Origin of the sequence: Streptomyces sp. SBT349 (genome assembly GCF_001083795.1) — a bacterium.
In the GTDB taxonomy this organism is placed as follows: Bacteria; Actinomycetota; Actinomycetes; order Streptomycetales; family Streptomycetaceae; genus Streptomyces.
In genome coordinates this window covers 25,143-35,876 of record NZ_LAVK01000029.1, presented here as the reverse complement: position 1 = coordinate 35,876, position 10,734 = coordinate 25,143, and the positions used below count along the sequence as shown (strand labels likewise).

Below are 10,734 nucleotides of genomic sequence, written 5' to 3'. Positions count from 1 at the left end.
CCGAGGCCGCCCGCGCCCCCCAGCCCAGCGGCGGAGACGGAGACGGCGTGAAGTAGCCCGGCCCCGCCCTGTCCGGGAAGACCTGGCCCGGACGGGGCGGTTCCGTGGCGCGGAGGCCCGGGGACGTGCGCCGGAGGCGACGTCATCCGGCCGGGCCGCGGGCGGCTACCCCCGGAATCCGCGCCGGATGGGCTTCTCCGACGAGGACGAGCGACCGCCTGCTCGACGGGCTGGCCGCCTGGGGCGACATCGACTCACGGTCGCCGCCCGCTTGACGCGCCGCCTCGAAGCGGGCGCCGACCAAGTCGTGCTCGTTGTGCGGCCGACGGACCCGGACACCGTTCCCCACGCGGAGTGGCGCGCGCCGGCCGACGTCCTCATCGGCTGAGCCGTGCGGGGCGCGGGGTGGAGCCCGCGCGCTGTTCGTCGCCTCAGGCTCCGCGCGACCGCCGCGAGCGCTCGATCCGGTCGCGGGTTCGCGCGGCCCGCGCGTCGGCGTAGGCGCCGAGCAGCCGCAGGGATTCGGTCCACAGTCGCCGCGCCTCGTCGGGGTGTTCGTCGGCGAGGGCCGCCCCGAGCGCGTCGAGCGCGAGTGCCTCGTGCCAGGCGTCCCCGCGCTCGCGGTGTACGGCGGCGGCCCGGCGGAGGAACGCCGCGGCCTCGCCCGGCCGTTCCAGCTCGTGATACGTCTCACCCGCGCCCTGCCAGGCGAGCGCCTCCCGACCGCCGTCCCCCAGCCGCCGGTGCAGCGCGGCCGACCGCTGATACGACTCCAGCGCCTCCCCGTGCCTGCCCACCGCCCGCTGCGCATGTCCCAGAGCGATCAGCCAATACGCCTCGGCGACGTGGTGGCGCAGGCTCAGCGCGATCCCCACGGCTTCCCGGGCGGCGCCCAGCGCCTCGTCGACCTGGCCGCTCTCCCGCAGCAGTTCGCTCTGGACGCGCAGGATGTTGCCGACGCCGCGCTCGTTCCCCGCCGCCCGGTGTGCGGCCAGCGCACACGACGCCTGCTCGGCAGCCTGGCCCAACTCCCCTGCCTGACGGAGGGTTTCGGCGAGGTTCGCCCGGGCGGTGGCCAGCCAGTGGTCGGCGCCGAGCGCCGCGAAGACCTCGATCGCCTCGGCGAACCGCCGCCGGGCGTCAGCCAGTTGTCTGGTCTGGAGGTGGACGAGGCCGAGGTGGCTGAGGCAGCGTGCCTCGTCGCCCCGGTCGCCCAGCTCCCGGCGGACCACGAGGGCCGCCTCGTGGCACTCCCTGCTCTCCGCGCTCCGGCCGAGGCCCCGGTGGAGCATGCCGAGGTCGGAGAGGAGTTCGGCCTCCGCCGCCCGGTCGCCGAGCCTCTGCGCGGCGCGCAGGCCGGTCTGCCCCACGGGCAGCCACATGAGCCGAGGGGCGGATGGCGGCCTGGAAACAAAGACGATGGCTGCCAACTGCCAGGCGTGCCGATCGAATCCGGCCTTCTCCGCGGCGTGGACGGCGGCCAGCAGGTTGGCGTACTCGCGCTCGCACCAGTCCATGGCCGCGTCATAGTCGGGGAAGGCGGGCGGCGCGTCGCCCCCGTCCGGCGGATCGGGGGCAACGCGGGCCTCCGCGGGGCTGATCCGGCGCTGTGCGGCGTCGGCGCTGCGCAGGTACCAGTCGAGCACGCGGCGCAGCGCGCCCTCGCGCTCCCCGGGTGATTCCTCGCGCTGAGCCTGGTCGGTGGCGTAGGCGCGCAGCAGGTCGTGGAACTCGTAGCGGTTCGGCGCGGTCTGCTCCAGCAGGTGGGCGCCGACGAGCGTGTCGAGCACCTGGCGGGCGCGGCGCGGGGGCCGCTCGGCCAGCGCCGCGGCGGCCCCGAGGCTGATCTCGGGCCCCGGATGCAGGCCCAGCAGGCGGAAGAGACGGGCGGCCTCGGCGGGCAGGGCCCGGTAGGACCAGGCGAAGACGGTGCGCACGGCCTCGGCCTCCTCCTCGTCCCCCGCGTCCGCGGCGCTGAGAACGTCCCACAGCGCGGACTCGTCCCGAAGGTCGGCGATCAGATCGTCCAGGCCGAGGTGGGGGTGGGTGGCGGCCCTCTCGGCGGCGATCCGCAGAGCCAGCGGCAGGCGGGCGCACAGCCGAGCCAACTCGACCAGCCTGTCCGCGTCGTCGCCCGAACGGTAACCGGAGGTGATGGCCTTCAGCAGGGCAACGGCCTCCGGCTCGGGCAGCGTCCCGAGGGTGACGCGGCGGGCACCATCCCGTATGGCCAGCCCGGACAGGCGGCTGCGGCTGGTGACCACCGCCAGGCTGTGGCCGTCTCCGGGCAGCAGGGGACGGACCTGGGCAACGGAGGAGGCGTTGTCCAGCACCACCAGCATCCGGCGGTCGGCGAGTTGCGAGCGGTAGAGGGCGGCGGCCGCGTCCAGATCGTCGGGGATCGCCCCGGCCTCGACCCCCAGCGCGGCCAGGAACCGGTGAAGCGCCTGGAACGCGGTCACCGGAGGGCCGGGGTCGTATCCACGCAGGTTGACATACAACTGCCCGTCCGGGAAACGGTCGGCCACCTGATGCGCCCAGCGCAGCGCGAGCGACGTCTTGCCCGCCCCGGCCGTTCCCGCGATCACGCACACGGAGATGGTCAGCGGCCCGTCCCGGCCGGTCGGCAGAGCGGCGTCGAGCAGGGCCAGTTCCTCCACCCGGTCAACGAACTGGCCGACTCCGCCCGGCAGTTGACGCGGCCTGGGGCCTCTGCTGGAGCGGAGGTCTTCCGGGCCGGTGTGGAAGTGCACCCCTCCGCTGACGCTCCCGGCCTGCACGACGTCCCGTGAGGCCCCCGACAGCTCGGAGCGCGAGCCGCCGGGCGCCTCCTCGTCTCTTCCGTCGTTTCTCTCGCCCATGATGGTCGCCTTACCTCCGAGCCACCTGCGGCGGCGGGAGCCCGGCCACATACCGGTCCACGTACGAGGTCACGTCCTCACCGTCCGCGTAGAGATCCGCGATGAACGCCTCCCACTGCCCGAGAAGTTCGGGGTCGCCGACGCGAATGGCCCCTTCAGCGACGCCCTCGGGCGTGTACAGGACGTGGTAGAGCGTCTGCCCGCCCAGGGCCACCACCTCCGGCAGCTCACCGGACTGTTCGAAACGTCGCACCCGCTCGCCGGGGACGACCCGAATCGCCGCCCCGCACTCGGCCTGGACGCCGAGAGAGCGCAACTCCCACTGGAGATAAGGAGTCAGCGGTTCTTCCACCACCCGCACCCGGTGGAAAACGGTCCCCTGTTCCCGCCGCTCACGCATCGCGTCGCGAAGGCTCTCCCTCCTGTTGTCCATCAGCAGGAGGGACTCCTCCCACCGGCCCGCGCGGAACGCGTCGTAGCTGGGGCTGTTGAGCTCCACGAAGTGCTGCCGCCGCTCGAACTTCCACGAATCGCGGGCCCGGACGTGGTGATGGCGCTCCGCGAACTCCTCCCGGTAGTGCGGAAGTCCCAGCCGTTCGCCCGGCGCCGTGTCGAGGGCCAGGCGATAGGTCTCACGCATCCGGGATATCCGCCTTCGCCGTACTCAGCATGACCCCGGGGATCACGACCAGCCGCTCGTCGGCGTTCAGGCTGACACCCTCCGGGAGGCGCTGCCGATAGGCGGCCGTCAGGTCACGACCGATCACCGCTATGTCTCCGTTGTCCAGCTGCCAGATGTCCGGGCACGTCTCGTCGTCGTCGGTGGTGCCCAGCTCCGCCGCCGACTTGCCGAGGCGGCGGGTGAATAACGCGGACGGATTCGCTTCCCAGGGACGGGCCATCTTCGGTCTCCTGCCATCGGGGCGGCGACAGCCGCCATCACTGATGGTAGGGATGGTCATCACGTTGAGCAATGTCCCGAAGGTGGGACGGCCGCAGCCTGGCCCCGTCCGGCACCAGCCGGGTGGAGCGGCGCGGAGGCCGTTTCACTCACCGCTGGCAGCTCCGGTCCGCCGTGCCCTCCTGGCTGCCCCTTCGGTCCTCGCGGGGGCCGTGCCGAGGCCCTAGCCTCGGGCCTTTCGGGCCATCCGGCCGTCGGGGCCGAACGGAGACTCACAGGGCTGGAGCGCGTGCGAGAGAGAGAAACGAGGCCCCCCTCGGTGCCGCCGATACCCGCGTCGGCACCGGCCAAGCGGGCACAGGACGCGGCGCCGGAGCGCGCCACCGGGCAGGTGCCGCACCCCGCCGGACTCCCCGGGCTCCCCGGACTCCCCGGGCTCGCCGTCCTCCAGCGGACGGCGGGCAACGCGGCCGTGACGCGCTGGCTCCAGCGCCAGCCCCAGCCCGGGGTCAGGGAGGAGGCGCGGCGGCACGCCGCCGACCCGACCGTGCACGGCGAGTGGGGCACGTTCCGCGACATGATGGCTCGGGTGGGCTTCCCCGACGACGTCACGGACGCCGCCTGGCAGCTCGTCCTCGGTGGCATCGCCGAACAGGGACAGCTCAACGACGAGGCCATGGCGACGTTCAGCGAGCGCCAGGAACAACGCGACCACCGCGCGTCGAACAGCTGGTACCAGGAGCTGGTGAAGCTCATCGGCGACTATCTGGAGATCGACACCCCCACGCTGGCCCTCTGGTCGGGTGGCAGGGAGCTCAGTGACTACGCTCGCGCCAAGGGCCACACGCCCCTGGAGGCCACTCCCTTCGGCGGCGTGATCGACGCGTTGACCCTGACCTCGGACTGGATGCTCAAGACGCCGATGTGGAACGTCCTGTCCAAGGCGTTCGTGGACCGCGCCCGCGGCCCCGTCCACATCTTTCTGCGGTCGTACAACCCCGACAGCGTCCTCATCGCGCAGGAAGTCCCGCAGCTGCGCGTGGTCATGGCGCTCCATCCGGCGGTGCGGCTCGTCTGGCACCCGGTGTACGCCGCGGCCGACGGGACGTTGATGGAGGTCACCCAGGGCCTTGAGCTGGTCCCCGACGCGTCCTACCCCACCCGGGACGGGTGCGTGCAGATCCTCTACGACTACCTCCGGCTCCACCACGCCCCGGCCAACACCCACTCCCAGCGCGCCTATACGGAGATGAACGACCGCCTCACCGCCAACGGCAACCCGCAGTAGCGCCATGCCCGGGGAACAACGGATGTGCCCTGCGGAGAACCAATGCGCCGCCGGCCGCGTCCTGTGCACCTGAAGCGAACGTTCTTTCGCGGGCGTCACCAGGATGCCGAACCGACAGCACAGTGACCGAGCGTGTCAGGAGGAACGCATGGGGGACGGAAGCGATCTCTACATCGACGGCGAGGTACTCGCCGAGGTGCGCAGGAACTTGACGCACATCACCGACATCCTCAACGACCCGGCCGAGGCGATCGAAGAGGTGGGAACGGACGAGGCGGGCGTCTCGGAACTCTCCGGCCGGCTGGGCGAGTTCGGCGACGAGTGGAGCTACGGCATCGGGCAGATCGGAGAGTTCGCCCGCAACGCCGCGGAGATCCTGACACGCGTCGAGCAGGAGTTCGACAAGCTGGACCTGAGCCTGGCCGAAGAGCTCCAGGCCGCCAACGAGGGCTCCTGACCGGGGCCTTACCAGTCGGTACGAGGGGGATCCGATGTCTTTTCCGCGCAAGCCGCACATCAGCGACTTCCCGGCGCTGGGGTTTGTGCCCTGCCCCGGCGATCAGCAGTCGATGGACACCATCGGCCAGGCGTACAGCCGCACGGCCGAGGTGCTGGAGGAAGTGAACTCCGTGCTCAGCGGCGCCGACGCGGGGGAGTGGCGCGGGCGCACGGCGCGGGAGTTCCGGCGGATGCTGCGGGAGGACTTCCAGCCGAAGGTCCAGCAGGCGTACCAGTCGTTCAGCGAGGCCCACCGTGCGATCGTCGACTGGCTTGTGACGATGGGCGACTACCAGCGGCAGGCCGACCTGGTCGAGGTGGACGCGGCGGCGGCACTGGCGGACCGGGAGGCGGCTCAGGCGAGCCTGAACGGCCTGCCGGCCGAGCCGGGCCCGTTCGAACCCGAGCCGGAGTCGGAGGAGGAGCGGAGGGAACAGGAGCAGAACGAGGAGACCCGTTCGAGGCACGAGACGGCGTACCGCGTCGCGGACGCCGCGCTCGCCGAATTCCGGGACCGCGCCGAGCGGTTGCGAGCGGACTACGACCAGGCGGGCAGGGACGCCGCCGCCCGCCTTCAGAACGCGATCGACCTCGCGCCCAACGAGCCCGGCTTCCTGGACCGCCTGGGCGACGCGTTCGGCGACCTCGTGGACGGCCTCACGGACCTGCTCGACGAGTTGGGCGCCGCGTTCATCGACCTGATGGCCGAACTGGCGCCGATCCTCTCGAAGATCGGCTCCATCGCCGGCCTGCTCAGCTCCATCACCGGCCTGCTGGCGTTCATCCCGGGCCTCCAGTTCCTCGGCGGTGTGTCGCTGGCGCTGGCCGGGATCTCGATGGCCGCCAACTACCTTGCCGCGGTGGGCGAGACGGGCAGTTTCACGGCGGCGCTGGCCGACCCCGCCTTCCTGCTCTCCGCGGCCAGCCTGGCCTTCGGCACCGGTTCCTACATCGGTATGAACGCGCTGGCGGGCATGCGGGCGACCCAGTCGCTCGGCGGCGTCCCCGGCGTGTTCGGCTGGGCCATGCGCAACGGCACCAGCGCCAGCGCGCTGCCCGGCGTGATGGGACTCACCTGGGCCACCAACGCGAACACGGCGGGCCTGCGCTTCATGGACGGCTTCGGCAACACCGGAACGGTGATGGATCTGCGCGGCACGTTCGTCACCGGCTGGGAGAGGAACCGTTCGCCGGTCGCCAGGAATTGAGCCACGCGCACGCACGCCACAGGGGTTCACAGGGGCACACAGGGAGGGGCGACACCGTGGAAGCATCCCACTCAGGAGGACCGGGGCGACCCGGGGAAGACGCCCCCTCGGGCGGCGAGGCGCGGGAACACGAGGCGCCGGAGGAGGACATCTTCGGCGGCGGGCCTCCCGCCTTGCTCTACCTGCCGAACGACTGGTTCGACTTCCTCGCGGACGGGGCCGACCCCGAGGCGGCCCGGCGCCGGTACGCGGACGTGATACCGCGGCTCTTCCCGAACATGCCGGGCGAGGGACACACCGAGATCGTCGACGGGCTGATGCTGTGGCGGGACCGGCTGTGGTCCAACGGGTTCCTCACCCACGGCGTCATCAGCGTCCCGCCGGACGACGGCCGGGCGGCGGCCCTGTGGCAGATACTCGTGACCACGATGCGGCTGCCGAAGGTCAATCCCGAGATCGACACGACGGCACTGCTGAAACGGATGATCCCGCAGTCGGAACTGGCCTTCGTCTCCCATGTCGAGAGCTACGAGACGGAGATGGGCCTTGGCCTCGGCGTCATCGGCCGGACGTCCCTGACACCGCCCGGCGGCCTGCCCGAGGATGTCGCCGAGGCTCCGCAGGGTGGCATGGCCGCCGCGCTCGCCTTCGCGCCGGGCGCCGAGTACGGACTGCTCGTCACGGGTATCAGCCTGGACCCGGAGCAGGACGAGATGCTGGCCATGCTGATCGCCCTCATCGCCGGTAAGTCGAAGCTCGCGGGCGGCGATGGCGAACCGGAGGGGAACGGCGCGGCGGCGCCGGACACCGGGGCGAAGGAACTGGCACCCTGACGGTGCGCAAGAGAGAGGCGGGCAGAGGCAGATGACGCGCAGGTTGATCTTCCCGCACACGCCGCGCCATGAGTTCCCACCCGATCTGCGCCGGCGGCACACCCTCGCGCACGTCGGCGAGCACGGGCTGGCCGCGCTCGCCCGACACCCCGTGCCCTACTCGAAGGCGCGGACCGGCGTCATCCTCGGCGTCCCCTTCGCCGTCTTCCTCGGCCTCGGCCTGCTGGGCGGGATCGCCCTGGCGCAGGACGGCGAGCCGTTCTGGATCGTGCCGCTCTGGGCGCTCGCGGCGTGGCTGGTGCTGATCGGCCTGCCCTTCGTCCTACCGCAGACCATCCTCCGCGCGCGACGGCGGCGCCGCGTGGAGCGGGCGGTCTCGGCCATGCCCGGATACCGAGGGCTGGCCCGCTCGGCACCGGGCCAACTCGGAAGGGACGCCGGAGTGGTGACCTACCACGACGGGCGCATCCGTGTGCTGACCCCGGGGGGCGAGCTCGCCGCCATCCCGTTCCCGGAGATCCAACTGGCCGAGGAACTGCTGGGGAAGGGGGTGTGGGGATTCCCCGGCGTCGACATCCTGACCAGAGGCGGTGAGTGGACGGAGATCAGGCTCACGGACCATCGAGAGATCCTGACCGTCCTGGAGGAGTCCGGCACCCCCGTCCTGCGCACCGCCAAGGGAATCGGCTAGCCACCCCGACCGGAAGCGCGGCCCGCGAGGCTCAGTTGTCGATGAGGTGGTCGAACTCTCCTGCTTTGGCGGCTTGGATGAAGGCGGCGAGTTCGGTGGGGGTGTAGCGGAGGGGCTCGCGGTGGGGTGACTTGGAGTCGTCCAGGGCGACCCCGCCGTGGATCCTCATGAGACGCACGCAGTCGTCACCGCTGCCGTTGCTGTAGCTGGACTTGATCCACTCACCGTTGAGCGGCGCGGTGTAGAGCTGGTCCTTGTCGGTGCTCATGACTCCCTCGTCAGTTGTCGATGAGGTGGTCGAACTCTCCTGCTTTGGCGGCTTGGATGAACGCGGCGAGTTCGGTGGGGGTGTAGCGGAGGGGCTCGCGGTGAGGGGACTTGGAGTCGTCCAGGGCGACCCCGCCGTGGATCCTCATGAGCCGAACGCAGGCGTCACCGTTCGTCGTGCTGTAGCTGGACTTGATCCACTCCCCGTCGAGCGGTTCAGCGTAGAGGTCGTTCTTCTCAGTGCTCACAGTGACGTCTCGATTTCTTCGATGAGGCGGACGGTGTCCTTCGGGCTGAGCGCGTACTCCGCGAGGTCGGTGAATCTCCGGCGCATCATGCGTACTACTGATGCTTCCTCCGTCACCTCGTCGGAACGTGAGGTCTCGCGGATGACTACGCTTCGATTATCTGCCGGACCGGGGAAATCGAACAACGTGAAGGGCGCGCCTAGAGTCGCTGGAACCCCCGCCGTGAACGGGATCGCACGCAATGTGATGTTCGGGCGGCTGGCTGTACCCCGCAGTTGCTGAAGTTGCTCCCGCATGACCTCGGGGCCGCCGACGACAGCCCGCAGGGCTGCCTCCAGGAACGTGGCCTGAAGAATCAGGGGACGGGGGCGTGTCAGAACGTCCTGCCGTCTCATCCGCGCATCGATGAAGACCTCGCGATGTCTCGCGCTCTCGTCTCTCTGGCCGAATGAGACCAGGGCCGTCGTGTATGCCCTCGTCTGGAGCAGCCCAGGGACGTAGGTGCCGGAGTGGTACCAGCCTCGTTCTGCTGCGTCCTCAAGTGGGAACGGCTGCATGCTCGCCCCGCTGAAGACTTCGCGGTACTCGGTCGCTTCCCACCAGGGCTTCCGGATGGACTTGCCCGCGCGGATCAGTGCCCTGATCTCGGCACGCTTCGCGTCGTCCACGCCATAGAGGTCGAACATCCGGCGGAGCAGGTCGTCATCGGGCCACCGCTTGCCGCGCTCGATGTAACTGACCTTGTTCTGCGAACACTTCAGCTTCTTTGCGGCAACCACCTGTGAGGCGTAGCCAGCGGCGATACGGACGTCGCGCAGCTCGTCGCCGAGGTCACGCAAGATCTGGAGCGCGTTCGTGTTGACGCTCGCCGACACAACTGCCTCCCGGCGGGCGGATGGACGGACCCTGACACCAGCAGCGTAGCGGGTCAGGCGATCACGCCAGGCCACGATCGGAGGAATCCGAGCGATGGACTTGCGTACTCACGTGGTTACGCACCACACTCTGATGTGCACGCTGCGGAGCAGTCCGTATGCCGTGCGTAGTCCTTGATCGTGCGCGGTCGGAGGAGGCGTGATGCAGGAGCGCAGGCACGTTCTGGCCATCGGAAGGTACCGGTGTGAGCCCGGGGCCGTGGCGCAGGCCAGGCGGATAGCGGTGGAGGCGTACGCCGCCTTTCCGTGGATCGACTCGGGCACCGTCGAGCTGCTGGTCTCGGAGCTCGCCACCAACGCGGTCCTCCATTCCCACGGCGCCGACTTCTTCGTGCTGTGCCACTCGCCCTCGCTCGCCGACGGAAGCGTGCAGGTCGAGGTGCACGACCGGGGGAGTGCGGTTCCCGCCGTCCGGATGGCCGACGAGATGGACGAGGGCGGCCGGGGGCTGGAACTCCTCGGCCTGCTCGCCTCCCACTGGCGCACGGAGCGGACCACGACCGGGAAGAGTCTCGTTTTCACCCTCAAGGGGGACAGATGGATCGCTTGACACCCACCAGCCGCGCGGAGGTCGTGGCACAGGTCGTCGTCGGAGCCGGGCTCTCGTTGACGGTGGCGCTGGCGGTGGTGCTCCGATGAGTCCCCGGCCCCGGATGGGCGTGGTGGTGTCGGTCGAGATAGACGCGGGCACCGTGCGCCGGGGCGACCAACTGATGGTCGGCGGCCAGGCGTTCACCGTTCAGGACATGACCGCCCTCGCCGGCGGCGGGAAGCGCCTCCACTTCGGCGGCGGCGACTCGTTGACCATGACCCGCACCACGGTCCTGTGGGCGGCACGCGTGGTCGACCCCCGCGCGATGGGGCGTGGCTTCCGGTGACGCGTCGCCCGCGCGAGGCCGCCGGGCCTGCCGGGCGCTTGCGCCGGCCCGTTGGCGGGGAGGCTGGCTGGGTAGCCTGGCAGGGTGCTGGGAGTCAGTGCTGGTGATCAGTGGGTGTCGGGAGGC

General features: G+C 70.8%; 13 protein-coding genes. 7 read left to right on the top strand and 6 right to left on the bottom strand.

Going from position 1 to position 10,734, the window contains the following annotated elements:
• Positions 1 to 431: 431 nt before the first annotated feature.
• Genes ADY01_RS06045 through ADY01_RS06035 form a run of 3 tightly spaced genes read right to left on the bottom strand, consistent with a single transcriptional unit; the run spans position 432 to position 3,763 of the window.
• Complete coding sequence (locus tag ADY01_RS06045) at positions 432 to 2,861, bottom strand: ATP-binding protein (RefSeq protein WP_049566809.1); 2,430 nt, start codon at positions 2,859 to 2,861, stop codon at positions 432 to 434.
• Between the two features lie 10 nt (positions 2,862 to 2,871).
• Entirely contained in the window at positions 2,872 to 3,501 is a 630-nt protein-coding gene (locus tag ADY01_RS06040) for a DUF6879 family protein (RefSeq protein WP_049566775.1), read from the bottom strand.
• Entirely contained in the window at positions 3,494 to 3,763 is a 270-nt protein-coding gene (locus ADY01_RS06035; protein ID WP_049566771.1) for a hypothetical protein, read from the bottom strand. The genes ADY01_RS06040 and ADY01_RS06035 overlap by 8 nt, the downstream gene beginning before the upstream one ends.
• A 318-nt stretch (positions 3,764 to 4,081) precedes the next feature.
• Between ADY01_RS06035 and ADY01_RS06030 the strand changes: the two genes are divergently transcribed.
• The 5 genes from ADY01_RS06030 (at position 4,082) to ADY01_RS06010 (ending at position 8,280) form a co-directional block, all read left to right on the top strand.
• Positions 4,082 to 5,050, top strand: a complete 969-nt coding sequence (locus ADY01_RS06030; protein WP_049566765.1) for a hypothetical protein — start codon at positions 4,082 to 4,084, stop codon at positions 5,048 to 5,050.
• A gap of 148 nt (positions 5,051 to 5,198) precedes the next feature.
• On the top strand, positions 5,199 to 5,507 hold the full coding sequence (locus ADY01_RS06025) for a hypothetical protein (RefSeq protein WP_049566762.1): 309 nt from the start codon (positions 5,199 to 5,201) through the stop codon (positions 5,505 to 5,507).
• 34 nt (positions 5,508 to 5,541) lie between these two features.
• Positions 5,542 to 6,756, top strand: coding sequence for a hypothetical protein (locus tag ADY01_RS06020; RefSeq protein ID WP_159000990.1), 1,215 nt, complete (start codon positions 5,542 to 5,544; stop codon positions 6,754 to 6,756).
• Between the two features lie 56 nt (positions 6,757 to 6,812).
• Complete coding sequence (locus ADY01_RS06015; protein ID WP_159000988.1) at positions 6,813 to 7,589, top strand: hypothetical protein; 777 nt, start codon at positions 6,813 to 6,815, stop codon at positions 7,587 to 7,589.
• 31 nt (positions 7,590 to 7,620) lie between these two features.
• Positions 7,621 to 8,280, top strand: a complete 660-nt coding sequence (locus tag ADY01_RS06010; RefSeq protein WP_159000986.1) for a hypothetical protein — start codon at positions 7,621 to 7,623, stop codon at positions 8,278 to 8,280.
• A gap of 31 nt (positions 8,281 to 8,311) precedes the next feature.
• Here the strand turns inward: ADY01_RS06010 and ADY01_RS06005 are convergent, their stop codons facing one another.
• Genes ADY01_RS06005 through ADY01_RS05995 form a run of 3 tightly spaced genes read right to left on the bottom strand, consistent with a single transcriptional unit; the run spans position 8,312 to position 9,670 of the window.
• Positions 8,312 to 8,548 carry a DUF397 domain-containing protein gene (locus ADY01_RS06005; protein ID WP_049566747.1) on the bottom strand — a complete coding sequence of 79 codons (237 nt, stop codon included), beginning with the start codon at positions 8,546 to 8,548 and terminating at the stop codon, positions 8,312 to 8,314.
• 10 nt (positions 8,549 to 8,558) lie between these two features.
• Positions 8,559 to 8,795, bottom strand: a complete 237-nt coding sequence (locus tag ADY01_RS06000) for a DUF397 domain-containing protein (RefSeq protein WP_049566744.1) — start codon at positions 8,793 to 8,795, stop codon at positions 8,559 to 8,561.
• Entirely contained in the window at positions 8,792 to 9,670 is an 879-nt protein-coding gene (locus tag ADY01_RS05995; protein WP_049566741.1) for a helix-turn-helix domain-containing protein, read from the bottom strand. The genes ADY01_RS06000 and ADY01_RS05995 overlap by 4 nt, the downstream gene beginning before the upstream one ends.
• A 202-nt stretch (positions 9,671 to 9,872) precedes the next feature.
• On the opposite strand from ADY01_RS05995, the gene ADY01_RS05990 reads away from it, so the two are divergent.
• The gene (locus tag ADY01_RS05990) at positions 9,873 to 10,280 is read left to right on the top strand and encodes an ATP-binding protein (RefSeq protein WP_049566737.1); all 408 of its coding nucleotides are present in this window, start codon (positions 9,873 to 9,875) and stop codon (positions 10,278 to 10,280) included.
• An 85-nt stretch (positions 10,281 to 10,365) separates the two neighbouring features.
• A complete protein-coding gene (locus tag ADY01_RS05985) occupies positions 10,366 to 10,608 on the top strand; it encodes a hypothetical protein (RefSeq protein ID WP_063784133.1) in 243 nt (80 codons plus the stop codon).
• The last annotated feature ends 126 nt before the right edge of the window (positions 10,609 to 10,734 follow it).